The organism is Neobacillus sp. GCM10023253 (genome assembly GCF_042653105.1).
Classification (GTDB): Bacteria; Bacillota; Bacilli; order Bacillales; family Cytobacillaceae; genus Neobacillus; species Neobacillus citreus.
In genome coordinates this window covers 384,036-409,686 of the sequence record NZ_JBHSHV010000003.1, presented here as the reverse complement: position 1 = coordinate 409,686, position 25,651 = coordinate 384,036, and the positions used below count along the sequence as shown (strand labels likewise).

The following is a 25,651-nucleotide window of genomic DNA, read 5'->3' as shown; positions in this document are numbered from 1 at the left end:
TGTCATCCCCGAAAAAAATGGATAGACTTTTTCGTCTATCCATTTTCCTCATTTGTGAGGATATGCAAACTATTTGGTAAAAGATGAGTTATTCTTCTTCATTTTTTTCCATCGGGCTTCCGTCAGAATGTAAATCATGAAGAAGTGTTTCGATGCGATTCCCATAATCAATGGATTCGTCGAATTCAAAGATAATTTCGGGAGTTTTGCGAAGGCGAATACGATGGCCGATTTCGCTTCGAATAAATCCTTTTGCTTTTGCAAGGCCTTTAAGCGTATTCTCCCTCTGTTCATCATCACCCAATACCGAAATAAACACCTTAGCTTGCTGCAAATCGCCTGTTACCTGAACGTCTGTAACGGTCACAAAACCAATCCGAGGATCTTTTATCTTGCGTCCGATAATGTCACTCAGTTCTTTCTTCATTTGCTCTCCAACACGATTTGGTCTGTGGCTCATTCAATTCACCTCTTCATTTAAAGCCATTCCATTTCGGTGACTGTTCTTTCTATCTCTGGAAACGAGTCAATTAGTTTTAATGCATTCTGCAGCTCATGCTCTGTTGACACCCGCGCTGCCGTAACAGCGACAATGGCTATTTTAGTCCGCTGCCAGACATCGTGATAGTCAACCTCTGCTGCTGACACATTCAATTTTTGTTTTAAACGAGTAAGAATTCGCTGTAAAACAGCTCGCTTCTCTTTTAAGGAATGTGCATCGTAAATGATGCATTCACAAACGGCGGCGCCGATTATCATTTCCGCTCGATTTCCTCCATTACATACGCTTCAATAATATCTCCCTCTTTAACATCATTAAAGTTTTTAATGGTGATACCGCATTCGTAGCCTTGGGATACTTCCTTGGCATCATCCTTGAAGCGTTTTAAGGCATCAATCTCACCTTCAAAAATAACAACCCCATCACGAATGACACGAATACCGCTGTCACGGGTAATTTTTCCGTCAATTACATATGAACCGGCAATCGTTCCGACCTTTGAAACCTTAAATGTCTGGCGGACCTCAGCTTGACCGATAACTTTCTCAACAAATTCCGGATCAAGCATACCCTTCATGGCCGCTTCCATCTCTTCAATGACTTTATAAATAATGCGGTGCAAACGGACATCTACTTTTTCTGCATCTGCTGCACGTTTCGCATTCACGTCAGGACGAACATTAAAGCCGATGACTATGGCGTTTGAAGCAGCCGCGAGCGTGATATCAGATTCGTTAATGGCACCTGTTCCATTATGGATAATTTTGATGTTTACACCTTCGACATCAATTTTTTGCAAGGAAGCAGCTAACGCCTCTGCAGAACCTTGAACGTCTGATTTCAAAATGACATTCAGATCCTTCATTTCTCCCTGCTTTAATTGTTCAAAGAGATTGTCTAGGCTGACACGGGTTTTTTCACCGCGCTGGGCAACCAATGCGATTTGAGCACGTGATTCTCCAACTTGACGGGCTGTTTTCTCATCGTCAAATACAACGAAGCGGTCTCCAGCCTGAGGTACATCACTTAGTCCGGTAATTTCAACCGGTGTAGATGGACCTGCATCCTTAACCCGGCGTCCTAAATCATTCACCATTGCCCGCACACGTCCGAATGTATTTCCGACGACAATTGGATCGCCAATTTTTAGCGTTCCATTCTGAACAAGCAAGGTTGCAACGGATCCGCGTCCTTTATCCAATCTGGCCTCAATGACCGTTCCTACTGCATTCCGTTTCGGATTTGCTTTATATTCTTCTACTTCACTTACTAACAGGATCATTTCAAGAAGACTGTCGATTCCCTCACCTGTTTTAGCGGATAGCGGAACAAAAATAGTATCTCCACCCCAAGCCTCGGCTACTAAACCGTGCTCAGTAAGCTCTTGCATAACCCGGTCGGCATTTGCTGCTGGTTTATCCATTTTATTAACAGCAACAATAATCGGAACTTCCGCTGCCTTAGCATGGTTAATTGCTTCTACTGTCTGCGGCATAACACCGTCATCTGCAGCAACCACTAGGATTGTAATATCTGTAATTTGCGCACCACGGGCCCGCATTGTTGTAAACGCAGCGTGTCCAGGTGTGTCAAGGAATGTAATTTTCTTTCCGTTTTCAATTACCTGGTAGGCACCAATATGCTGAGTGATTCCTCCTGCCTCTCCCTCGGTAACTTTTGTATTACGGATAGAGTCAAGCAAGGTTGTTTTACCATGGTCAACGTGTCCCATAATTGTCACAACAGCAGGGCGTTCCACTAGGTTTTCCGTTGAATCCTCTGTGAAATAAATTTCCAAATCGGTCGTATCAACTTTAATTTCTTCTTCGACCTCAACACCATATTCACCGGCAATTAATTCAATCGCATCTTTGTCTAAATCCTGATTGATTGTTGCCATGATGCCAAGCAGGAACAGCTTTTTGATTATTTCAGAAGGCTCTCTGTGCAGCTTCTTGGCCAGTTCTGCAACCGTTAAAGATTCACTGAAGGTAATTTTAGCTGGAAGCTCCTTCTCTTTCTTCTTTTGCGGCGCTTGGGATTGCTGCGTATGGTTTTGTTGATGATTCCGCTTCTTATTTTGTTGATGATTACGATTTTGTTGTTGATTATTATGGGGACGATTTTTGTTTTTCCCAGCTTGAAATGCTTTATTTTCTTTGGATTGAAATTCCTGTTCATGTTTTTTGCCTTCTTTGGCTTTTGGTGCTCCCGGAGCAACCTTTACTTTGGAAGGCACGACAAGTTTTTCATCATCGTCCTCATAAGCCTTTGGCGTCGTTTTAGTCTGCACCTGAGGCTTTGACTGAACCTTTTGCTGAGTTTGTCGACCATTGTTATTGTTATTGTTTCGGTTTTGTTCGGCCGTATTTCCAGTCTTTTTCTGCTGCTCTTTATTTTCCTTTTTATTGTAGGCAGCATCAAGCTTTTTAATATCTGATGATTCTAGAGTTGCCATATGATTTGAAACCTCTATGTTCATTTCTTTTAATTTTGTAATGATTTCTTTACTAGATAGGTTATGTTTTTTTGCATACTCATAAACACGCATTTTACTCATTATTTTCACCCCCGCAAGATTTAATCGAGCACTTGTTTAAGTTTTTTGGCAAATCCATCATCCAAAACGGCTGCCACAACGCGGGCCTCTTTGCCAATCGCCTGGCCAAGAAGATAACGATTTTCAACCATTTTAATTGGAACCTCATACGAATTACATTTGTCGGTAATTTTTTTTGTCGTATTTTGTGATGCATCTGCGGATAATAAAACGAGCTTCGCATTTCCACTGCGGATTTGCTTAACGCTCAGCTCCTCACCAGATATTACTTTTCGTGCTCGATTGGCCAGTCCAAGCAATGACATCCATTGGTTTTCGTTCATTTAGACGACCCGTTCTCCTTCTCTATCAACTCAAGCAGCTCATCATATAACGATTCGGAAATCGTAACCTCTAAATGGTTTGCCAAAATATTCTTTTTCTTTGCCAAGAGGACGGCATCTTTTTCCTTTGAAAGATATGCACCCCTGCCCGATTTTTTTCCAGTTAAATCGACGGATACATCTCCTTCTTTTGAGCGAACGATGCGAACGAGTTCTTTTTTCGGCTTCATTTCACCAGTGGCCACACATTTCCGCATAGGAACTTTTTTCTTTGTGTTCACCATCATTCACCTCTGATCTAATCTAATTCTTCATCGTTAAAATCGTCAAAATCAGTATCCGCTCCATCATCGAATAGACGAATTGTTTCTTCACGAGGATAAATCCCCATTTCACGAGCCTCAGATTCTGATTTAATATCAATTTTCCAGCCGGTTAATTTAGCCGCTAAACGGGCATTTTGTCCGCGTTTCCCAATTGCTAATGAAAGCTGATAATCCGGCACGACAACCGTTGTCGCTTTTTCATCTTCATTTACTGAAACATCCAGCACTTTCGATGGGCTGAGCGCATTTGCTACAAAAACAACCGGGTCATCGGACCATTTTACAATATCGATTTTTTCGCCCTTTAATTCATTAACAACTGCTTGAACACGGGCACCCTTCGGACCAACACAGGATCCAACTGGATCAACCTCAGGGTTATCGGAGTGAACTGAAATCTTCGAACGGTCGCCTGCTTCGCGGGCAACAGATTTAATTTCTACCGTCCCATCATAGATTTCCGGCACTTCGATTTCAAATAAACGTTTTAATAATCCCGGATGAGTCCTTGAAACAAATATTTGAGGTCCTTTTGTTGTTTTTTCTACCTTAGTAATAAATACTTTAATTCGATCATGCGGCTTATAACGTTCATTTGGCATCTGCTCATTGATTGGGAGCAGAGCTTCTATTTTACCAAGGCTGACATAAATAAATTTTGAATCGAGTCTTTGGACGATACCAGTCATGATATCTTCTTCACGGTCAATAAATTCAGAATAAATAATTCCTCTTTCCGCTTCTCTGACTCTTTGTGTCACAACCTGTTTAGCAGTTTGGGCAGCAATTCGGCCGAAATCCTTCGGCGTTACTTCCATTTCGACGATATCCTCAACCTGATAGTTTGGATTGATTCTAATAGCATCTTCTAAGGAAATTTCAAGACGTGGATCAAACACTTCGTCCACTACTTCTTTACGTGCAAAAACACGCATTGAACCAGTTTCCAGGTTTAAATCAATTCTAACGTTTTGCGCTTGATTAAAATTGCGGCGGTAAGCCGAGATAAGCGCCGCTTCAATGGCTTCAATTAAAACATCCCTGGAAATACCTTTTTCTCTTTCCAGGACAATAAGAGCATCTATTAGTTCGCTGCTCATTTGTGTATATCCCCCTAATCTATTTTATTTTTCTAAGTTTAAGAAAACGTTACAGCAAGCCTTGCATTTGCCACTTTTTCATATGGAATTTCAATCGTTTTTTTACGGGTTTTTATTTTCACTTCGATTGTAACAGTTTGACCATCGAAAGCTAAAAGAGTCCCTTCAAAACCTTTTTCACCATCAAGAGGCTCATAAGTTTTAATAAAAACATTTTTCCCGATTGCTTTTTCAAAATCTTTATCCTTCTTTAAAGGGCGTTCTGCACCTGGCGATGATACTTCAAGAAAATAGTTATGAGGAATTGGATCCACTTCATCAAGTTTTTCACTAAGTCGTTCACTGACAATTCCGCAGTCTTCTATATCAACGCCTGTGTCTTTATCGATATATACGCGAAGGAACCAGCTTTTTCCTTCTTTAACGTATTCAATTTCTACTAATTCTAAGCCAAGCTCTTGAAAAATAGGTGCAGCCAGTTCTTCAACAACCTCGGTGACTTTACTCATGCCCTACCTCCTTTTCCAGCAATATCTTCTATGTAGCTATGCAAGTTTAAAATACTGATGAAAAATCATCCTAAACAACACGAAAGAGTGGGAGAATCCCCACTCTTGTACACGAGAGTATGTCTTAGTATTTCCAATAAAACTATAACATAACCATGAATTAGTTGCAAATATCAAAAGCGGAAGGGCCTTGCACAGGAGCTAGAGTCAGAAAAAGCGGAAGGTTAAAACAGCGAAAGCTGGTTTTGCTCAGGCAATGCGCTAAGGCAGCCTTGCTTGTCCAGATACTCAAGGATTGTTTTGGAAACCTTCCCTCTTTGCTGGAGGTCTTCTTTCGATAGAAATTCTCCAGCACCTCGGGCATTAACAATATTTACGGCAGCGTTTGTTCCCAGCCCTGGAATGGAGTTGAAAGGCGGAATTAACGTATCTCCTTCAATGATAAATTCCGATGCAGCCGATTTGTACAAATCATAATTCTGGAAGGAATAGCCCCGTTCAGTCATTTCAAGCGCAAGCTCCAACACCGTCAGCAGGTTTTTCTCCTTGTTCGATGCTTCCAAACCCTTTGCATTGATATCGCCAATTTTTGCACGAATAGCCTCAGAGCCGCGCGTCATTGTTTCTAAGTCAAAGTCCTCTGCCCTGACAGTGAAATAAGCAGCATAATAAAGAAGGGGAAGATGAACTTTAAAATAGGCAATCCTCACAGCCATCAAGACATATGCAGCCGCGTGGGCTTTCGGGAACATGTACTTAATTTTTTTACAGGAGTCAATGTACCATTCCGGTACCTCGTTCCTTCTCATTTCCGCTTCCATTTCTTCCGATAATCCTTTTCCTTTACGGACGGATTCCATTATTTTGAAAGCGAAGGATGGCTCAAGTCCCTGATAAATTAGGTAAACCATGATATCGTCCCGGCAGCCGATTACTTCACTTAGGGTACATGTCTTATTCTGAATCAGTTCCTGTGCATTTCCCAGCCAAACATCCGTACCATGTGATAAACCAGAAATCTGAACAAGTTCTGAGAAGGTCGTTGGCTTTGTATCTTCAAGCATTTGTCGAACAAACCGGGTACCAAATTCGGGAATGCCTAACGTTCCCGTTTTACACATGATTTGTTCTTCTGTTACCCCAAGGGATTCCGTACCGCTGAATATTTTCATTACTTCAGGGTCATCGGTCGGAATCGTTTTTGGATCGATACCGCTCAAATCCTGCAGCATCCTGATCACTGTCGGGTCATCGTGTCCGAGAATATCAAGCTTTAAAACATTATCGTGAATCGAATGGAAATCAAAATGGGTCGTTTTCCATTCCGAATTTCGATCATCAGCTGGAAATTGGATTGGCGTAAAATCGTAAACGTCCATATAATCAGGAATAACGATGATACCGCCGGGATGCTGACCAGTTGTTCTTTTTACACCCGTACAGCCGGAAGCAAGCCGTTCCACTTCGGCCCCGCGCATCTGGAGGTTATTGTCCTGCTGATAGGCCTTAACGTAACCAAAGGCCGTTTTGTCGGCAACGGTACCAATTGTTCCAGCTCTATAAACGTATTCCTCCCCGAAAAGCACCTTCGTATAGTTATGGGCCCGGGGCTGATATTCTCCGCTGAAATTCAAATCGATATCGGGAACCTTATCTCCTTTAAAGCCAAGGAAGGTTTCAAACGGGATGTCATGGCCATCTTTTCGATATTTTGTGCCGCAATGCGGGCAATCTTTATCAGGCAAATCGAAGCCTGAACCGACCGAACCATCATTAAAAAACTCCGAATGTTTGCAGGATGGGCAAATATAATGCGGCGGCAATGGGTTAACCTCAGTTATTTCCGTCATTGTCGCGACCAATGAGGAACCGACCGATCCACGCGATCCGACCAGGTACCCATCATCCAAAGATTTTTTAACAAGCTTATGGGAAATCAAATAAATAACGGCAAATCCATGCCCGATGATACTTTTTAATTCTTTTTCCAAACGGGCCTCAACAATTTCCGGAAGCTCATCGCCATAAATTTTCCGGGCCATGGCATAACTCATTTCCCGCATTTCTTCATCCGCACCTTCAATTCTTGGTGTGTACAAATCATCCTTTATTGGCTTTATGACGTCAATCATATCCGCAATTTTATTTGTATTTGTGACGACGATTTCCTTTGCCTTTTCTTTGCCTAAAAATGAAAAGGCATCAAGCATTTCATTTGTCGTTCTAAAGTGAACATCCGGAAGCTCATGACGGTTCAGAGGGTTAGCACCGCCCTGTGAGCTTATTAATATTTTTCTGTATATCTTATCGTTTTCGTTCAAGTAGTGAACATTACCTGTAGCTACAACTGGTATTCCGAGCTTGTCACCAAGTGCAACGATGTTGCCGATAATTTCCTCAAGCGCCCGTTCATCACGAACCAGTTCCATTTCAAGGAGCGGAGCATACACCGGTTTCGGCATAACCTCGATATAATCATAAAAGCCTACTACGGCCTCCACTTCGTCAGGAGACTTTTGCATCATCCCCTCAAAAACTTCTCCTTTATCACATGCGGAACCAACAAGTATTCCTTCGCGATATTTTTGCAGCACCGACCGAGGTATACGCGGTACACGATAAAAATATTCAATATGTGCAATAGAAACGAGCTTAAATAAATTTTTCAACCCATGCTCAGTCTGCGCCAAAAGCGTACAGTGATAAGGACGGGCTCTTTGATAGGCATTTCCTTTTCCCATGTGATCATTAAATTCATCATGGTAAATAATCTCTTTTTCCTGAGCATCCTTCAACATTTTCAATAATAAGTATCCGGTTGCTTCTGCATCATAAATCGCCCTATGGTGCTGGGTCAGTTCGATATCAAATTTTTTCGCCAAGGTATTTAATCGATGGTTTTTTAATTCTGGATACAGGAAACGGCCCAATTCCAGCGTATCGATGACAGGGTTTTTGGCTTTTCCAATACCAATTTTTTTATAACCGACATTCAAGAATCCCATATCAAAGGAAGCATTGTGAGCAACTAAGACAGCATCCCCAGTCCAGTCATAGAATTTCTGTAAAACTTCAGCTACCTCTGGAGCATTTTGCACCATGTCATCGGTGATGCCTGTCAGGTTGATGGTTGTCGCTGATAAGCGATGATGCGGATTAGCGAATGATTCAAACCGATCAATGATTTCGCCGTTCCTTATCTTTACAGCAGCAAGCTCGATTATCGTATCGTATACGGCTGAAAGACCCGTTGTTTCAACGTCAAACACGACATAAGTATCTTCAGCGAGAAGCCTGTGGGCATCGTTAAAGGTAATCGGTACACCATCATCGACCAGATTCGCTTCAACACCATAAAGAATCTTTATATCATTCTTTTTCCCGGCACTGTAGGCTTCCGGGAAGGATTGGGCTCCGGCGTGGTCGGTAACAGCTATGGCTTTATGGCCCCATTTTTTTGCTTGGGCAATTAAAGTAGCGACAGGAGTTACTGCATCCATCTGGCTCATCGGGGTATGCAAATGCAGTTCGACCCTTTTTTCGTCATCTGGAGCAGTATCCTTCCGGCCAGCAGGCTTAATCTCATTAATATCATTACCAATCATGACAAGGTCACGAACGAAAGTATCATTTTGAATGCTGCCGCGGACCTTTACCCACATTCCCTTTTTAACAAGTTGGAAGGCAGATGCGTCCTCTTTGTCGCGGGAGAACATTTTAACCATTATGGAACTGGTGTAGTCGGTAATTTTAAAGGTTAACAAGGAGCGGCCGCTGCGCAGCTCACGAATATCCGCATCAAATATATAACCTTCGACGACAACTCGTCTTTCTTCATCGACAATATCAATTAAGCTGCGGAGCTCGTTGTTATCCTTAATTGTCAAACCGATTGAAAGCGGACCTTGCGGCACATCACCGCCTCCCTGCTCTTTCTCGGCATCTTGTTTCTGCATTTCGACCATTGCCATTAAGGCACGTTCTTGGTCTTCCTTTTGTTTAGCAATTAAAAATTGTTGATATTCCTCATTATGTTCTTCACTTTTTATATCAATCTCAAAGGAAAACAGCGGGAACCCGAAGGATTGATAAATTTCACCGATTAATGGCCCATATTTACGTTTTAGGGTTAATCCCTCTGCCTCGTTTCTAACCGAAACGGTAAGCTTATTGCCGCTTACCACAGGCAGCTGTTCATGTAAAAGTTTAATGAGCGGCGGGGAGATTCCATCAATTTGCTGGATGCAATAGCTCCAGTATTCGCTGATTAATTCTGAGGCGTTTTCTTGATTGGTAACTTTTATATCATATGATACTGCTGCAATGTTTGAAAAAGTTCGCTCAATTTGGGCAGTAAACCGCGTGAATACATTGAATGGCAGGACTTTTTCCAATAAAAATTGAAAGTGCCATTTTCTCGCTTTCTTTTCTACCAGTAGCCTTTCGATTTGCGCATTTTGGAAATGCATAACGACTGCATCTTCAGTTAGTTGCAGCTGCTGGAGTAAGAGTTGGAATCGCTCTTTTTTGCCTAAGGCATTTTCGCTCATCCTCTCATCTCTCCCCTCTTTAAAAATCTCTTTTTCTAGTCTATTTCAGAAAGTAATTATACCATATCATCCGAAAAGATTCGGGTTAATTCGACAGAAAGGTTTATCCATTTTTAACAAAAAAATAAGGGGCCAAAAAACCGGCCCCTTCTTAATTATTTTAAGAAAAATCGTTGGATATCGTTCCAGGTCACAACGAGCATCAGCAGCATTAGCAGCGCAAAGCCGATAAAGTGGACCATTCCTTCTTTTTGACGGTCAATCGGTTTGCCGCGAACGGCCTCTACTGCGAAGAACATCAGCCTTCCCCCGTCTAATGCCGGGATTGGCAGTAAGTTCATAATCCCAAGGTTGATGCTTAAAATTCCAGCCCACTTCATGAGGTAGAAGATCCCCGATTTGGCCACTTCATCCGTGGAAACATAAATTCCGACCGGACCTGATAAGGCATCAATGGAAAATTGTCCGGTTACTAATTTACCGAGCATAACAAAAATCTGCGTTGTCCAGAAATAGGTTTCTTTGGCGCCTGCTGTAACGGCTTGGACTGGCGACTTTTCAACCGGGCTGTAAACACCGATAATCCCCATTTTTTTGCCTTCCACCGTTTTCTCATTAGGCGTAACCGAAATATCCATTTCTTTTCCATTACGTACAACTGAAAAATCAAGCTTTTCGTTTGGATTTTTGCGGATAATTTCAACAACATCAGACCAGCTGCTAATTTCAGAACCATCGATACTTTGGACAATATCCCCTTTTTGTAGTCCTGCTGCTTTCGCGGCACCATCCGGGGTAATCTCACCCAGTTTCGGATCGTTAGTCGGTACTCCCTGCAATAAAGCAATGATAATAAATACCACAAATGCCAATACAAAATTCATCATCGGGCCCGCAAAGATGGCCATAAATCTCTGTCCTAACGTTTTAGAAGCAAATTGCCGATCCAATGGTGCGATTTGTGATGCCACGCCATTTTCGACAATGACTGCCTTTGGATGAATCGTAAAGGTTTGCAAATTTTCATCGTCATCCTCAGGGAACCCTTTGATGATTAGGTCCTTTTCAATATCTGCATATTCAACCTCAACAATACGGCAATTTGGGTACTTTTCTTTATTATTCAAGATAAGCTTGGTTGCTTGGCCGTTCTTATCAAATAATAGTCCAATTCGATAGCCTGGCTTTATTTCAACCATTTCCGGATCTTCGCCAGCCATCCGGACAAATCCGCCGATTGGCAATAGACGAATAGTGTATGTGGTTTCTCCTTTTTTGTGGGAAAAGACCTTCGGACCCATCCCAATCGCAAATTCGCGGCAAAGGATGCCTGCCCGTTTTGCAAAAATAAAATGTCCTAATTCATGAAAAAAAACGAGTGCGCCAAATATCACAATAAAGGCAATGACTGTACTCAATAATAAAACCACCTTTTTATTTGGTTTAGAAAGTACCTTTAGACCTCAATATCTGTCTGTCGCCCTTGGTCAAGGCGCTTATTAACTTTATAGCAGTGAATTTACAAACTGCCGCGTTTCCTTGTCAACCTCTTGGATTACACTTAAGCTCGGATGCCGGGTCGTTTGATGAGCACTTAAGGCCTGCTCAATCAAATCTTCTATTTGCAGGAAGCGAATCTTTCCTTCTAGGAATGCCGCGACTGCCGCTTCATTTGCCGCATTCAAAACAGTTGGCATCGTGCCACCGATTTTCCCAGCCTCATAGGCAAACTTCAAACAGCGGAACCTTTCCATATCCATTTCCTGAAAATGGAGTGTCCCAATTTGCGCCAAATTTAAGCGGTTCCCTGTGGTAAGAGGCAATCGGTCCGGATAGGAAAGTGCAAATTGGATCGGTACCCGCATATCCGGTGTTCCCAGCTGGGCAATCACACTTGTATCATGGAATTCAACCATAGAATGAATAATACTTTCCTTGTGAAGCAATACATCAATTTTTTCATAGCCAAGTGAAAACAGCCAATGTGCTTCAATAACTTCGAGGCCTTTATTCATCATCGTTGCCGAATCAATCGTGATTTTCGCACCCATCGACCAGTTCGGATGATTTAATGCTTCCTCAACTGTCACTTGCTCCAGTTCACTACGGGTGCGGTCACGGAAACTGCCGCCAGAGGCAGTTAGAATTAAGCGTTCAATGTTTTTCTCCTTCTCTCCTTGCAGGGCTTGAAAGATGGCCGAATGCTCGCTGTCTACTGGGAGAAGTGCAACATTATTTTTCTTCGCTGCTTCGATCACTAAATGGCCGGCCGTCACCAGCGTTTCTTTATTGGCGATTGCGATTGTTTTCCCGCATTCAATCGCCTGCAGCGTCGGGTTTAACCCTACGCTGCCGAGAACAGCATTGACAAGAATATCCGACTTGTCATAAACCGCTGCTTCAATCAGCCCTTCCTCGCCAAACGTAAACTTAAGCATAGGGAATTCTGCTTTTAATGTATTATAATCAGCCATCGTTTGTACAGAAACAAGCTCAGGCTGAAATTCCGCAATTATTTTTCGCGTTAAATCGATGTTTTTGCCAACGGAAATGGCAGCTAATTTATACTCTTCAGGGTGCTCCCGAAAAATATCCAGGGTTTGGGTACCGATGGACCCGGTCGCACCCAGTAAACTAATTGTCTTCAAACAAGTCAACTCCTAAAAAGAAAAACCTCTTACCAAAGGTGGAAAAAATGCAATAATGGTAAAACAAATAATAAACTGTCAAACCGGTCTAGAATGCCTCCATGTCCCGGTAAAATGGTTCCTGAATCTTTTACATTAAAATGGCGTTTGTAGGCAGATTGGACAAGATCTCCGATTTGTCCAAAAACGGATAGAACGATGGTCATGCCTACTATTGTAACAATCCCGGCATTCATATCGCCAAAAACAGCAAACATAATTGCCACTACAGCGGCACAAACAATACCGCCAATTGAGCCTTCAACCGTTTTGTTAGGACTGATTTCCGGCCATAATTTCTTCTTGCCCATCGCCTTCCCAATAAAGTAAGCCCCTGAGTCAGTTGCCCAAATGATGAATAAGGAATAAAAAACATACACAAGACCAGCTTCTCGCGTTTCCATGAGAAAATAAAAACCAATACCTGTATAAATTGCCGAAAGCACTGTAAAAGCGGCATCCTCAAAAGTAAAACGATTTTTTGTAATGACCGTATAGGTCAATAATAAAAGAATAAAAGCAATGCCTAGCTCTGTTTTTGAATAGTAAAAGTCCGCCATTATTTCATTATATTGTGCAGGGAATAAAATAACCCAAAGGAAAAGCAGAGAAAGGAACCCGTATGGAGAAAAAATGCTCAAGCCCTTCATCCTTAATAGTTCATATAGCCCAATGGTTGCTAGCAAATAAGTCAATAATACGAACGGAAGCCCGCCGTAAAATACGATTGGCAAAAAAAGTGCCGCTGCTACGACTCCTGTAATAATTCTTTGTTTCATCTACTGTTTCAACACCTTTTTTGACTGCAAATTTATATTCCTCCAAATCGACGCTGGCGCTTTTGAAACACCTCGATTGCTTCTAACAAATGATCCTCACTGAAATCGGGCCACAACACATCAGTAAACCAAAACTCCGAATAGGCTAACTGCCATAACATAAAATTGCTTAAGCGAATTTCGCCGCTTGTCCGGATTAATAGGTCAGGATCTTTGAAATTGGAAGTCATTAGATAGGAGGAAAATGCCTCCTCATTTAAATCGGTTTCCTTCAGTATGCCACTATTATAATCATTTAAGACTTGCTTCACCGCATCAAGAATCTCAGCCCTGCTTCCATAATTCAAAGCAAAGTTTAACACAAGTCCTGTATTATTCTTTGTTTGTTCCATCGCCTTTTCAATGGCATTTAAAGTATGTTTTGGCAGTTGATGCTTATAGCCCATCATTTTCACTTGAACATTATTGGCCACCAATTCTGGAAGGAAGGTTCCTAGGAATTCCTCCGGAAGCTTCATAATATAATCCACTTCATTTTTTGGCCTTTTCCAATTCTCTGTGGAAAAAGCATACAATGTCAGCACTTTTAGCCCAAGGTCATTGGCCAGCATAGTTGTTTTTCGGACAACCTTCATCCCTTCATGATGACCGGCAATGCGCGGCAGTGCCCGTTTTTTAGCCCATCGGCCATTTCCATCCATAATGATGGCCACATGTTCCGGTACCGGCAATTTTTTAATTTCTTCAATTTTATCTCGGAGTGTGGAAGAGTTATTTTGGTTCTTCCAGATTTTTATTTTATTTAACATGGCAAGCGCTCCTCCATTATTAGCTTTCCTCCGATAATAAACTTCATCGAACTTGTTATAGTATGTAATAGATTTAAATTCAACATGCCTATATCATACCAAAAAAGAAAAAAGATATCTCATTTCATACTATGTAAAATAGAAAGAATTAAGAATAATGTCAAACAATCCTAACTTATGTATTTTAAAATTTTTCTATTAATAGTGAAAAAACCCCCTAAAAAGAGGGTCATTCTTTATTATTTACGTTACACTTCCATAATTTCTTTTTCTTTATCTTTTGTGATTTGATCAATTTTATGGATGTGATCATCGGTAAGTTTTTGAATATCATCAGAGAATCCGCGCAGGGCGTCTTCTGTAATTTCACCATTTTTTTCAAGCTTTTTCAACTCATCATTGGCATCGCGGCGAACGTTACGGATCGCGATTTTCGCTTCTTCTGATTCCTTCTTCACCACTTTTACCAATTCTTTACGGCGCTCCTCTGTTAATTGGGGAATTGCAAGCCGAATGATAGAACCATCATTGGAAGGATTTAAGCCTAAATCCGATTTCAGAATCGCTTTTTCAATATCGCCAAGGATTGTTTTATCATATGGCTGGATGACCAATAACCGGGCTTCCGGAGTCGAGATTCCCGCCAGCTGATTAACAGGCGTTGGCGCCCCATAATAATCGACTGTAATTCGATCTAAAAGTGAAGCACTCGCTCTGCCGGCACGAATGCTGGCAAGCTCGCGAGTATAAGCTTGAATTCCTTTTGCCATTCTTTCTTTTGCGGAATTGATGACTTCTTTTGCCATTAGTTTTTCCCCCTAACAATCGTTCCGATTTTTTCACCCATAACGGCCCTTTTGATATTGCCCTGCTCCATGATAGAAAAGACAATAAGTGGAATATCATTATCCATACATAGGGATGATGCAGTTGAATCCATAACTGCCAAGCCTTCCTTTAAAACATCAAGGAATGAAAGATCATCATATTTTACAGCGTTGGCATCAACACGTGGGTCAGCAGAATAAACACCATCGACATTATTCTTCGCCATCAGGATAACTTCCGCATCAATTTCAGCTGCTCTTAAGGCCGCTGTTGTATCTGTCGAGAAATACGGATTTCCTGTTCCTGCTGCAAAAATGACTACCCGCTTCTTCTCCAAGTGTCTGATCGCACGGCGTCTTATGTAAGGTTCTGCAACTTGACGCATTTCAATTGAGGTTTGTACCCGTGATTCAATCCCTAAGTGCTCTAAACTGTCTTGTAACGCAAGAGAGTTCATTACCGTTGCCAACATCCCCATGTAATCAGCAGTTGCCCGGTCCATCCCCATTTCACTGCCAATCTTCCCGCGCCAAATATTGCCGCCGCCGACAACAACAGCCACTTCTACACCGAGCTCGGCAATTTCTTTTACTTGAGTGGCAATTGATTTGATGATAGATGGTTTAATTCCAAAGCCCGAATCACCAGCAAGAGCCTCTCCGCTTAATTTTAACACAACGCGTTTGTACTTAGGACCGTTCATATAAACCTCCATAAAAAATTCTAACTTTTTTCATCTTAAAAAATAGGGAACACAGCGTGTCCCCTATTCAAACATCAATTACAAATACTTCAAACCTTTTAGCCCGAGAATAATTGACTATTTTTTATTCACTTGGTTCATTACTTCTTCAGCAAAGTTATCTTCACGCTTTTCGATACCTTCGCCTACTTCGTAGCGAATGAATTCACGGATTGTAGCGCCTTTAGATTCAACAAATTGGCGAACCTTTTGATCAGGATTTTTAACGAATGCCTGGTCAAGAACACAAACATCTTCAAAGTATTTGCCAAGGCGGCCTTCAACCATTTTAGTCACGATATTTTCAGGCTTGCCTTCGTTAAGTGCCTGCTGAGTTAATACTTGACGCTCATGTTCTACTTCCTCTTGAGAAACTTGATCGCGGGAAACATATTTTGGATTTAACGCAGCGATGTGCATAGAAACATCTTTTGCAGCATCGGCATCTGTAGAACCTTCAAGAACAGTTAATACAGAAATGCGTCCGCCCATATGAAGGTAAGCGCCAAATGCATCACTGTCTGTCTTAGAAACTACTGTAAAGCGGCGAAGAGATAGTTTTTCACCAATTTTTGCGATTGCCGCATTGATATGAGCATCAACTGTTGCACCGTTTTCCATTGTTTGTGCTAATGCTTCTTCCACTGTAGCAGGCTTGTTCTTAAGTAAATGTTCAGCAAGCTCCTTTACAAGTGTTTGGAAGCCTTCGTTTTTCGCAACGAAGTCAGTTTCGGAGTTTACTTCTAGGATAACAGCATCATTGCCATTTGTTGAAATGGAAGTTAAGCCTTCTGCCGCGATACGGTCTGCTTTCTTAGCAGCTTTTGCGATACCTTTTTCGCGTAGATAGTCAATTGCTTTGTCCATGTCACCGTCTGATTCTGTCAACGCCTTTTTGCAATCAAGCATGCCTGCGCCAGTTTTTTCACGTAATTCTTTAACCATTTGAGCAGTAATTGCCATAATTTAATATCCTCCTTCAATTAACTATGTATTCATATCTTTACCAATGAGACCCGGGTTAAACTTTCATTCTTTAAAAAAAGGTGATAAAGGGTCTCCCTCTTATCACCTTTTTTAGATAAGGCTATAAATTTACGCTTCTACAGCTACTTCTTCGCCTTGTTTAGCTTCTAAGATAGCATCCGCCATTTTGCCAGTTAATAATTTAACAGCGCGGATTGCGTCATCGTTTGCTGGGATAACAACATCGATTTCATCAGGATCGCAGTTTGTATCAACGATACCTACGATAGGAATGTTCAATTTCTTAGCTTCTGCTACTGCAATGCGCTCTTTACGAGGGTCGATGATGAACAATGCATCTGGAAGCTGTTTCATATCTTTGATTCCGCCTAAGAATTTCTCAAGACGTTCTTGTTCTTTCTTAAGTTGAACAACTTCTTTCTTAGGTAATACTTCAAAAGTACCGTCTTCTGACATTCTTTCAATATCTTTTAAGCGGCCGATACGCTTTTGAATTGTTTCAAAGTTTGTTAATGTACCACCTAACCAACGTTGGTTAACATAGTACATACCAGAACGAGCTGCTTCTTCTTTAACAGAATCTTGAGCTTGTTTCTTTGTACCAACGAAAAGGACTGTACCGCCTTCTGCAGCAAGTTCCTTAACCCAGTTATAAGCTTCTTCTACCTTCTTAACTGTCTTTTGAAGGTCGATGATGTAGATGCCGTTACGCTCTGTGAAGATATATTTCTTCATCTTTGGATTCCAACGGCGAGTTTGGTGTCCGAAATGTACACCAGCTTCAAGCAATTGCTTCATAGAAATTACTGACATGTTTTTTTCCTCCTAATGGTTTGTTTTCCTCCGCTTATCTCATCTTTAAGCAGGACTTAAAGTTAAGCACCCTCTGCCTAAATCAACAAGCGTGTGTAATAACACCATGAAATAATATAGCACATAGCCATTAAACAATCAAGGTTTAGATTCAAAAAAATTCCCGGCTCCTGCCGGGAATCCTTTAAAACATTAATGTGATTTTAATTTTTCAAGCTCGACCAAGAACTTGTCATTAAGAACTTTAATGTAAGTTCCTTTCATTCCAAGGGAGCGGGATTCGATAACTCCAGCGCTTTCGAGCTTTCTTAAAGCGTTGACAATAACGGAGCGGGTAATTCCTACACGGTCTGCAATTTTTGAAGCGACTAATAACCCTTCATTACCGTTTAGCTCTTCAAAAATATGTTCAATGGCTTCTAACTCACTGTAAGATAAGGAGCTGATGGCCATTTGCACAACAGCTTTGCTTCGTGCTTCCTCTTCAATTTCCTCAGATTTTTCACGAAGGATTTCCATTCCGACAACAGTTGCACCATATTCAGCCAAGATTAAATCGTCATCATTGAACTTATCATGCAATCTTGCCAGGATTAATGTGCCAAGACGTTCACCGCCGCCAATAATCGGAACAATTGTTGTTAAACCTTCACGGAATAAATCCTTATTTTCCACAGGGAAAGCTGTATATTGACTATCTACATCCAAATTCGGGGATGTTTCAGTAATTGCGAACAAATTGTTTGTGTACTCTTCCGGAAATTGACGATCCTCGAACATTTTTTTCATACGTTCGTTTTCGATTTGCTGATAAATCGTAATCCCGAGTAGCTTCCCACGGCGGCTGACGATGTAAACATTTGCTTCAATGGTTTCACTTAATGTTGCTGCCATTTCTTTAAAGTTTACCGGTTTGCCTGCTGCCTTTTGCAGCAAAATATTAATTCTTCTTGTTTTTGTAAGTAAATCCATCTGTTTCTTCCTCCTAAATAACTACAACCATTATTAAATTTTTATTGGTAATACGATTTTTGCAACGTATTAGGTAATAAGATACGAACTTAAAGAATAAATTGACTCAAATCTTTGTTTTTCGATATAGCGCCTAGCTTCTCGTCAACATATTGAGGTGTTATGGTGATTTTATCCATCGTAATATCCGGTGCTTCGAAGGATAGATCCTCTAATAGTTTTTCGAGGATTGTGTGAAGCCGTCTGGCACCGATATTGTCGGTATTCTGATTCACTTCAAATGCTACTTCAGCTATTCTACGAATAGCATCGTCAGAAAATTCAATTTGTATACCTTCTGTTTCCAATAATGCTTGATATTGCTTTATTAAAGCATTGTCCGGTTCGATTAAAATCCTAAAGAAGTCATCGACTGTAAGCTTTGTCAATTCCACCCGGATTGGAAAACGCCCTTGCAATTCCGGGATCAAATCGGAAGGCTTCGCCATATGAAAGGCACCCGCAGCAATGAATAAGACATGGTCGGTTTTAATCGGCCCAAATTTTGTTACCACTGTGGAACCTTCAACCACTGGCAGAATGTCCCTTTGCACACCTTCTCTGGAAACATCTGCCGAGGAGCCGCCATTATTTTTGCTGGCAATTTTATCAATTTCATCAATAAAAATGATTCCGTTTTGCTCGGCGCGATAAATGGCCTCAGATGTTACTTCATCCATATCAATCAGCTTCGCAGCTTCTTCACTCGTTAATACTTTTCTTGCTTCTCGAACAGTAAGTTTTCTTTTTTTGCGCTTTTTCGGCATGAAGCTGCTTAGGGCATCCTGCATATTCATCCCCATTTGTTCAATACCTGAGCCTTGGAGCATGTCAAACATGGAAGGCGCCTGCTCTTCCACTTCAACCGTGACAATTTCATCCTCCATTTGACCAAGTGCCAATCTTTCTTTGACAATCTTTCTTTTTTCCTGGATAGAATAATCCTCTTGGTGTGTTTCCTGCTCGTTTGCATTGTTCCCGCCGCCAAATAACATTTCGAGCGGGTTTTTATAGTTAGATGATTTTTTCGCTGATGGAACCAAAAGTTCAACAAGTCTGCTGTTAGCATTTTCTTCAGCACGTTCTTTCACGCTTAGCATCCGTTCTTCCTTTACAAGACGGACAGATGTTTCTGCCAGATCACGAACCATGGATTCTACATCACGACCAACGTAGCCGACTTCGGTAAACTTCGTTGCTTCCACCTTAACAAATGGTGCACCGACAAGCTTCGCAATTCTCCGGGCAATTTCCGTTTTCCCAACACCAGTCGGGCCAATCATTAAGATATTTTTAGGGATAATTTCATCTCGAAGCTTATCGTCCAGAAGGCCCCTTCTGTATCGGTTTCTTAGGGCTACCGCAACGGCTTTCTTCGCATCCTTTTGGCCAATAATATATTGATCCAGCTTTTCAACAATTTGCCGGGGGGTTAAATTGGTTGTTCTGACCATTATTTTTAGCTCCTTCCCGCTATAGCTCTTCCACGATAATATTATGGTTTGTATAGACGCAGATTTCAGCAGCGATTTCTAACGATGCTTTCGCAATTTCCCTAGCCGATAAATGATCTCCGGCATATTTCTTTAATGAGCGACCTGCTGATAATGCATAGTTCCCGCCTGATCCAATTGCAAGAATTCCATCATCGGGCTCAATAACTTCACCTGTGCCGGACACAAGCAGCAAACTTTCACGATTCATCACAATCAGCATGGCTTCCAGTTTTCTTAGGACTTTATCACTTCGCCACTCTTTTGCAAGCTCTACTGCTGCTCTTTGAAGATTCCCGTTAAATTCCTCTAACTTTCCTTCAAACAATTCAAAAAGAGTAAAAGCATCTGCTACAGAACCAGCAAAGCCTGCCAATACCTTCCCATTAAATATCTTTCTAACCTTGCGAGCTGTATGTTTCATCACAACAGCGTTGCCCATGGTAACTTGGCCATCACCGGACATTGAGCACTCGCCATTATGATGGATGGCAAATATCGTGGTGGCATGAAATTGTTCCATTAAGATATCCTCCTTCATTTTTGGAGTTTTTTCTTTTAGTTCAAAGTAAAGTATGTAAAAAAATCCTTCTACAAGATAATTATGAAAACTGTATTCATTTATACCCTGGGATGTTTTTTTCTATACATTTTTCTTCACCTTTTGCTCAGCCATGAACATAACAAAATCACTATAAAAAAGCTGAATAAGTCCCTTAGTATTTTGCGCAATTCCTGTCCAGTTGTAAATAACGAATCAAAAATGTTAACAAAACATTCACAATTATCAACATTTTCTATCACAAGGGCTTCTAAATCGTATCACAATTCAATAGCCCTTGCAATAAATTTTACAAAACTTTCACAAAGTTCTGAATTGTTTCTAACGCTCTATTAGCATGCTGCAAATTCCGTTCTTGCTTTCCTCTTATTTTCACAGGCAGTTCAGGAAACAATCCGAAATTGGCGTTCATCGGCTGAAAACTTTTCGGGTTTGCAGAAGTAATATACCGCGCCATACTGCCGATTGCCGTTTCCGCTGGGAATTCTACAGTTTCCATTCCCGTCGCGAGTCTTGCCGCATTAATTCCCGCAATTAAACCGCTCGCAGCAGATTCCACGTACCCTTCAACACCCGTCATTTGTCCAGCGAAAAATAAATTTTCCCGGTTTCTAAATTGATAAGTTGCTTTTAGCACCTTTGGTGAGTTGATAAAGGTATTGCGATGCATAACGCCATAGCGAATAATTTCGGCATTTTCAAGACCCGGTATTAATTGTAGCACTTCCTTCTGCGGGCCCCACTTTAAATGGGTTTGAAAACCAACAATATTATACAGCGTACCTGCTGCATCGTCCTGCCTTAACTGAACAACCGCGAAAGGTCTTTTACCTGTCTTTGGGTCCTCTAGCCCGACTGGCTTTAATGGACCGAACAGCATCGTTTTCTTCCCTCTTGCTGCCATTACTTCAATCGGCATGCAGCCTTCGAAAAAGATTTCCTTTTCAAATTCCTTTAAAGGGACGGTTTCAGCTGTGACCAAAGCTTCATAAAAACGATCAAATTCCTCTTCCGTCATCGGACAATTTAAATATGCCGCTTCCCCTTTATCATAGCGGGACTTTAAATAAACTTTATCCATGTCAATGCTGTCTTTTTCGATAATCGGCGCCGCTGCATCATAAAAATATAGATAGTCTTCATTCGTTAAACTTTTCAGTTTGGCCGATAATTCCGGACTTGTTAGTGGGCCTGTTGCGATGACCGTTAGTCCTTCCGGAATATCTATGACCTCTTCATGGATGACTGTCACATTTTCATGGTTTTTCACCATTTCGGTAACTTTTGCCGCGAATTCATGACGGTCAACAGCCAATGCCCCCCCGGCAGGAACACTGCAGGCATCAGCCGCAGAGATAATAACAGAATCAAGCCTTCTCATTTCTTCTTTTAATACACCGACTGCATTTGTTAATGTATTAGCTCTAAGCGAGTTACTGCAGACCAGTTCGGCAAATTTATCTGTATGATGGGCTGGAGTTTGTTTGACTGGTCTCATTTCGTAAAGACGGACCTTTACACCGCGCTTGGCGAGCTGCCACGCTGCTTCGCTGCCTGCCAATCCGGCACCGACAACGTTTACTGTTATATCCATGTTAATCCTCCTGAAACATTCAAATATTAAATAAGTCCTTACTTTTTACCATTCCCTCGAATTCAGTCCATCTTGCATTTTACTATACGAATGACAAACAAAAAAGTTTTATGTTCAAAAAAATTAAAAAGAGTGGAATATTTCCCACTCCTTAGCTCTGCGGTTCTTCTTTATAGTCACAGGATACGCATTGGACTTGGACACCCTTTTTGAGTTTTTTCTCGACAAGGAGTCCCTCACATTTTGGACAGTTTCTAGGAAGCGGCTTATCCCAAGATAGGAAATCGCACTCTGGGAAGCGGCTGCACCCGTAGAACAATCTCTTTTTCTTACTTTTTCTTTCAACGATTGTTCCCTCTTTACAAGTAGGACAGGTAACGCCGATTTCTTTAACAATCGGTTTTGTGTTTCGGCAGTCCGGGAAATTACTGCAAGCCATGAATTTGCCGTAGCGGCCCATTTTAAACACCATCGGGCTGCCGCAATTTTCACAGTCTTCACCGGCAGGTTCGTCTTTGATTTCAACTTCCTGCATTTCCTTTTCCGCTTTTTTCAGGTGAACTTCAAAATCCTGATAGAATTCATCGATGATCTTTACCCACGGTGTTTTTCCTTCTTCAACATTATCCAAATCCTGTTCCATTTTGGCGGTAAACTCGACATTCACAATTTCCGGAAAAAACTCTACCATTAATTCGTGGACAATTTCTCCAAGCTCCGTCGGAACAAAACGCTTATTGTCGAGCGCTACATAGCCCCGTTTTTGAATTGTATCGAGCGTTGGGGCATAGGTTGAAGGCCTGCCGATTCCAAGTTCCTCAAGCGTCTTTACAAGCCTTGCCTCCGTATACCGAGGCGGCGGCTGGGTAAAATGCTGTTTCGGCTCAATATCCTTCTGGAACACTTCATCCCCTTCATTGAGGTCAGGAAGCATTTTGTTGGATTCCTCCACTTGATCATCTGTACCTTCAACATATAGCTTCATAAAGCCGGGGAACTTTATTTTCGATCCGGTAGCGCGAAACACCACATTGCCATTTTGTAAATCAACACTCATTGTATCCATTACAGCTTGGGCCATTTGACTGGCTAAGAACCGTTCCCAAATTAATTTATATAAACGCAGTTGATCTCTTGAAAGGAACTCCTTCAAACTGCTCGGATCTCTGAATGTGCTGGTCGGCCGAATCGCTTCATGAGCATCTTGAGCATTTGTCTGTTTCTTCTCTTTCCTTTGCTCTGTTTTTAGAAATTGCTCCCCATATTCAGTCTTGATATAATTAGCCGCTTCTTCCTGAGCTATTTCAGAAATCCTGGTGGAATCTGTTCTCATATAGGTAATCAAACCGACTGTCCCTTCTTTGCCAAGTTCGATTCCTTCGTACAGCTGCTGTGCCAGCATCATTGTCTTTTTGGCCCGAAAGTTTAATTTTCTGGCTGCTTCTTGCTGCAGGGAGGAGGTTATAAATGGCGGGGCAGGATTTCTGCGCCGCTCTTTTTTTGTTACGGCAATGACCGTGAACTTGTTTCCCTCCATTTGCTGCAGAATCTTTTGCACCTCTTCTTCAGAGCTTACTTCTGTTTTATTCAGTCCTACAAGACTATGAAACGAAGCGCTGAATTGATCTTTCCCCTTTAAAAATTCGCCGTCAATCGTCCAATATTCTTCTGGAATGAAAGCTTTAATTTCATTTTCACGGTCAATGATTAATCTGACGGAAACCGATTGGACCCTTCCCGCACTTAACCCCTTTTTGACCTTTTTCCATAACAGCGGACTGATATTATAGCCCACCAGGCGGTCAAGAATTCTGCGGGCCTGCTGTGCATCTACCAAGTCTTTATTGATTGGCCGTGGATGTTTAAACGATTCCTGGATAGCATCCTTGGTGATTTCATTAAATACTACCCGGCAGTCCGAGTTAATATCCACATCAAGGCTATGCGCCAAATGCCAAGCGATTGCTTCTCCTTCTCGATCGGGGTCGGCCGCCAGAAAAATTTTCTTGGCTTTTTTGGCTGCTGTCTTTAATTCCTTTAAAACAGGACCTTTTCCGCGTATCGTAATATATTTCGGTTCAAAGCCGTTGTTTACATCAACCCCCGTTTGGCTGCGCGGCAAATCTCTGACGTGTCCCATTGATGCTTTTACTTTATATTTTTTTCCTAAATATCGCTCAATCGTTTTCGCTTTTGCAGGCGATTCAACGATGACAAGAAACTCCGACATGTATGTTCCTCCTTAAGAGGGAAAGTGTGAAAGCGCCCCGAATCTGGCAAAAGCCTGCTTCTAAGATGCTCGATTTTTTTGAGAAGTTTTCTAAATTCTAGTTATGACAACTTTGCTTCAAGAAATACTTTCCAAAACTCCCATATCCCAAATTATTTATATAATACTTTCAATATTATTGTCTCATTCTAGTTTTTGAACTTATGTTGGAAAATGTAATACAAATTAGAAATTATTTCAACCTTTTTATCCTAACTTTTCTTCATTTATACAAAAAACCCTGCAAAAATTTAAAATTTATTCAATAAAATACAGTTTTATCTTATTTCCTCTAATATATCCCCGGCTTTTGTGACAAGTTTTGCTCCCTGCTGAATAAGTTCATTTGCCCCGATTGAATAGGGATTAAAAATGCTTCCGGGAAGTGAAAAAACGTCTCTGCCCTCATTAACGGCATAATTGGCCGTTATTAATGAGCCGCTTTTCCTCTTTGCTTCTATAATAAATGTTCCCCGTGACATTCCACTAATGATTCGGTTTCGCGCTGGAAAATGCCATCTCTGTGGCTGTGTATCCGGCGGGTATTCAGAGAGAACAAGCTGTGTTTTCATCATTTCCAATGCCAGATTCATATTTTCCTTTGGATAAATATGGTACAGCCCTCCGGCAATCACAGCAATCGTCTTTCCGCCATTTTTAATAGCGTATTCATGGGCGAGTTTATCAATACCTTTTGCTAAGCCGCTGACAATTAGCACTCCATTATCAATTAATTCCGGGAAAATTAAACGGATGGCATTTTTTCCGTACTGGGTCGCTTGCCTAGAACCAACCACAGCTAATTTCGGATCTTTCTCTAGCAGGGATAAGTCACCTTTTGCGAAGATTGCCCAAGGAGGCTGATAAATTTCTTTTAAATAACGGGGATACAGCGGGTCAAATACGGTGATGACGGAGATATCATTTGTTTTGTATTGGCGGATTTGGTCATAAATGATTTCGGGATAAAAGGGTTCGGTTGCAGGGTATGCAGCAATGGCGGAGGCCGGAGGAGGGAACATGCTAAATTGGGCTAATGGTTGATAAGATTTTAGAGATTCAAGTCCCGGGTCTCTTTTTAATATTTGATAGATCGAATGCCACGATATATCAGGATAATGAAGCAGGGAGATTAGTTTTTCAGTAAACTCATTCACTGTTAATTTCCTCCATTTTAAATTTTTTAAACAGAAAGAGCCCCTCATAG

At 41.4% G+C, this 25,651-nt stretch carries 22 protein-coding genes; all 22 read right to left on the bottom strand.

All coding sequences use genetic code 11. The annotated features are described in order from the left end of the window. Positions 1-88: 88 nt before the first annotated feature. A complete protein-coding gene (gene rbfA / locus ACFPA1_RS02425; protein WP_213140761.1) occupies positions 89-460 on the bottom strand; it encodes a 30S ribosome-binding factor RbfA in 372 nt (123 codons plus the stop codon). A gap of 17 nt (positions 461-477) precedes the next feature. After that, on the bottom strand, positions 478-756 hold the full coding sequence (locus ACFPA1_RS02420; RefSeq protein ID WP_378581850.1) for a DUF503 domain-containing protein: 279 nt from the start codon (positions 754-756) through the stop codon (positions 478-480). Then, positions 756-3,062 carry a translation initiation factor IF-2 gene (infB, locus tag ACFPA1_RS02415; RefSeq protein WP_378581096.1) on the bottom strand — a complete coding sequence of 769 codons (2,307 nt, stop codon included), beginning with the start codon at positions 3,060-3,062 and terminating at the stop codon, positions 756-758. The genes ACFPA1_RS02420 and infB overlap by 1 nt, the downstream gene beginning before the upstream one ends. A 20-nt stretch (positions 3,063-3,082) precedes the next feature. Then, the gene (locus tag ACFPA1_RS02410; protein ID WP_213140763.1) at positions 3,083-3,385 is read right to left on the bottom strand and encodes a YlxQ family RNA-binding protein; all 303 of its coding nucleotides are present in this window, start codon (positions 3,383-3,385) and stop codon (positions 3,083-3,085) included. Next, positions 3,382-3,666 carry an RNase P modulator RnpM gene (rnpM, locus tag ACFPA1_RS02405; protein WP_213141303.1) on the bottom strand — a complete coding sequence of 95 codons (285 nt, stop codon included), beginning with the start codon at positions 3,664-3,666 and terminating at the stop codon, positions 3,382-3,384. Before rnpM ends, ACFPA1_RS02410 begins: the two co-directional genes overlap by 4 nt. A gap of 17 nt (positions 3,667-3,683) precedes the next feature. Continuing rightward, the gene (nusA, locus tag ACFPA1_RS02400; RefSeq protein WP_213140764.1) at positions 3,684-4,811 is read right to left on the bottom strand and encodes a transcription termination factor NusA; all 1,128 of its coding nucleotides are present in this window, start codon (positions 4,809-4,811) and stop codon (positions 3,684-3,686) included. Positions 4,812-4,849: 38 nt separating this feature from the next. Continuing rightward, positions 4,850-5,320: a ribosome maturation factor RimP gene (gene rimP, locus ACFPA1_RS02395; protein ID WP_213140765.1), complete on the bottom strand. Its 471-nt coding sequence runs from the start codon at positions 5,318-5,320 to the stop codon at positions 4,850-4,852. Positions 5,321-5,544: 224 nt separating this feature from the next. After that, positions 5,545-9,870 (bottom strand): PolC-type DNA polymerase III, encoded by a 4,326-nt coding sequence (locus ACFPA1_RS02390; RefSeq protein ID WP_378581093.1) that lies wholly within the window; start codon positions 9,868-9,870, stop codon positions 5,545-5,547. Positions 9,871-10,025: 155 nt separating this feature from the next. Beyond that, positions 10,026-11,288 carry an RIP metalloprotease RseP gene (rseP, locus tag ACFPA1_RS02385; protein ID WP_213140767.1) on the bottom strand — a complete coding sequence of 421 codons (1,263 nt, stop codon included), beginning with the start codon at positions 11,286-11,288 and terminating at the stop codon, positions 10,026-10,028. Between the two features lie 87 nt (positions 11,289-11,375). After that, entirely contained in the window at positions 11,376-12,518 is a 1,143-nt protein-coding gene (gene dxr / locus ACFPA1_RS02380) for a 1-deoxy-D-xylulose-5-phosphate reductoisomerase (RefSeq protein ID WP_213140768.1), read from the bottom strand. A 29-nt stretch (positions 12,519-12,547) separates the two neighbouring features. Beyond that, entirely contained in the window at positions 12,548-13,336 is a 789-nt protein-coding gene (locus ACFPA1_RS02375) for a phosphatidate cytidylyltransferase (protein WP_213140769.1), read from the bottom strand. Between the two features lie 32 nt (positions 13,337-13,368). Beyond that, on the bottom strand, positions 13,369-14,145 hold the full coding sequence (locus ACFPA1_RS02370) for an isoprenyl transferase (protein WP_213140770.1): 777 nt from the start codon (positions 14,143-14,145) through the stop codon (positions 13,369-13,371). A 248-nt stretch (positions 14,146-14,393) separates the two neighbouring features. After that, entirely contained in the window at positions 14,394-14,951 is a 558-nt protein-coding gene (gene frr, locus ACFPA1_RS02365; RefSeq protein ID WP_213140771.1) for a ribosome recycling factor, read from the bottom strand. After that, positions 14,951-15,676 carry a UMP kinase gene (gene pyrH, locus ACFPA1_RS02360; protein WP_213140772.1) on the bottom strand — a complete coding sequence of 242 codons (726 nt, stop codon included), beginning with the start codon at positions 15,674-15,676 and terminating at the stop codon, positions 14,951-14,953. Before pyrH ends, frr begins: the two co-directional genes overlap by 1 nt. Before the next feature lie 117 nt (positions 15,677-15,793). Continuing rightward, a complete protein-coding gene (gene tsf / locus ACFPA1_RS02355; protein ID WP_213140773.1) occupies positions 15,794-16,678 on the bottom strand; it encodes a translation elongation factor Ts in 885 nt (294 codons plus the stop codon). 132 nt (positions 16,679-16,810) lie between these two features. Further along, positions 16,811-17,515 (bottom strand): 30S ribosomal protein S2, encoded by a 705-nt coding sequence (gene rpsB, locus ACFPA1_RS02350; RefSeq protein WP_213116336.1) that lies wholly within the window; start codon positions 17,513-17,515, stop codon positions 16,811-16,813. Positions 17,516-17,707: 192 nt separating this feature from the next. Then, on the bottom strand, positions 17,708-18,487 hold the full coding sequence (gene codY / locus ACFPA1_RS02345; RefSeq protein ID WP_213140774.1) for a GTP-sensing pleiotropic transcriptional regulator CodY: 780 nt from the start codon (positions 18,485-18,487) through the stop codon (positions 17,708-17,710). Positions 18,488-18,576: 89 nt separating this feature from the next. Beyond that, positions 18,577-19,980: an HslU--HslV peptidase ATPase subunit gene (gene hslU / locus ACFPA1_RS02340; protein ID WP_213140775.1), complete on the bottom strand. Its 1,404-nt coding sequence runs from the start codon at positions 19,978-19,980 to the stop codon at positions 18,577-18,579. Positions 19,981-19,999: 19 nt separating this feature from the next. Further along, positions 20,000-20,542 carry an ATP-dependent protease subunit HslV gene (gene hslV, locus ACFPA1_RS02335; RefSeq protein ID WP_213116339.1) on the bottom strand — a complete coding sequence of 181 codons (543 nt, stop codon included), beginning with the start codon at positions 20,540-20,542 and terminating at the stop codon, positions 20,000-20,002. A gap of 328 nt (positions 20,543-20,870) precedes the next feature. Next, positions 20,871-22,175: an FADH(2)-oxidizing methylenetetrahydrofolate--tRNA-(uracil(54)-C(5))-methyltransferase TrmFO gene (trmFO, locus tag ACFPA1_RS02330; RefSeq protein ID WP_213140776.1), complete on the bottom strand. Its 1,305-nt coding sequence runs from the start codon at positions 22,173-22,175 to the stop codon at positions 20,871-20,873. Between the two features lie 151 nt (positions 22,176-22,326). Continuing rightward, positions 22,327-24,405 carry a type I DNA topoisomerase gene (topA, locus tag ACFPA1_RS02325; protein ID WP_213140777.1) on the bottom strand — a complete coding sequence of 693 codons (2,079 nt, stop codon included), beginning with the start codon at positions 24,403-24,405 and terminating at the stop codon, positions 22,327-22,329. 317 nt (positions 24,406-24,722) lie between these two features. Then, a complete protein-coding gene (gene dprA, locus ACFPA1_RS02320) occupies positions 24,723-25,601 on the bottom strand; it encodes a DNA-processing protein DprA (protein ID WP_378581087.1) in 879 nt (292 codons plus the stop codon). Positions 25,602-25,651: the final 50 nt, after the last annotated feature.

Coding starts and splice junctions, on each gene's coding strand:
- rbfA (WP_213140761.1), bottom strand. CDS start 460: ATGAGCCACAGACCAAATCGTGTTGGAGAGCAAATGAAGAAAGAACTG.
- infB (WP_378581096.1), bottom strand. CDS start 3,062: ATGAGTAAAATGCGTGTTTATGAGTATGCAAAAAAACATAACCTATCT.
- ACFPA1_RS02410 (WP_213140763.1), bottom strand. CDS start 3,385: ATGAACGAAAACCAATGGATGTCATTGCTTGGACTGGCCAATCGAGCA.
- nusA (WP_213140764.1), bottom strand. CDS start 4,811: ATGAGCAGCGAACTAATAGATGCTCTTATTGTCCTGGAAAGAGAAAAA.
- rimP (WP_213140765.1), bottom strand. CDS start 5,320: ATGAGTAAAGTCACCGAGGTTGTTGAAGAACTGGCTGCACCTATTTTT.
- ACFPA1_RS02390 (WP_378581093.1), bottom strand. CDS start 9,870: ATGAGCGAAAATGCCTTAGGCAAAAAAGAGCGATTCCAACTCTTACTC.
- ACFPA1_RS02375 (WP_213140769.1), bottom strand. CDS start 13,336: ATGAAACAAAGAATTATTACAGGAGTCGTAGCAGCGGCACTTTTTTTG.
- ACFPA1_RS02370 (WP_213140770.1), bottom strand. CDS start 14,145: ATGTTAAATAAAATAAAAATCTGGAAGAACCAAAATAACTCTTCCACA.
- frr (WP_213140771.1), bottom strand. CDS start 14,951: ATGGCAAAAGAAGTCATCAATTCCGCAAAAGAAAGAATGGCAAAAGGA.
- pyrH (WP_213140772.1), bottom strand. CDS start 15,676: ATGAACGGTCCTAAGTACAAACGCGTTGTGTTAAAATTAAGCGGAGAG.
- tsf (WP_213140773.1), bottom strand. CDS start 16,678: ATGGCAATTACTGCTCAAATGGTTAAAGAATTACGTGAAAAAACTGGC.
- rpsB (WP_213116336.1), bottom strand. CDS start 17,515: ATGTCAGTAATTTCTATGAAGCAATTGCTTGAAGCTGGTGTACATTTC.
- codY (WP_213140774.1), bottom strand. CDS start 18,487: ATGGATTTACTTACAAAAACAAGAAGAATTAATATTTTGCTGCAAAAG.
- hslU (WP_213140775.1), bottom strand. CDS start 19,980: ATGGTCAGAACAACCAATTTAACCCCCCGGCAAATTGTTGAAAAGCTG.
- hslV (WP_213116339.1), bottom strand. CDS start 20,542: ATGGAACAATTTCATGCCACCACGATATTTGCCATCCATCATAATGGC.
- trmFO (WP_213140776.1), bottom strand. CDS start 22,175: ATGGATATAACAGTAAACGTTGTCGGTGCCGGATTGGCAGGCAGCGAA.
- topA (WP_213140777.1), bottom strand. CDS start 24,405: ATGTCGGAGTTTCTTGTCATCGTTGAATCGCCTGCAAAAGCGAAAACG.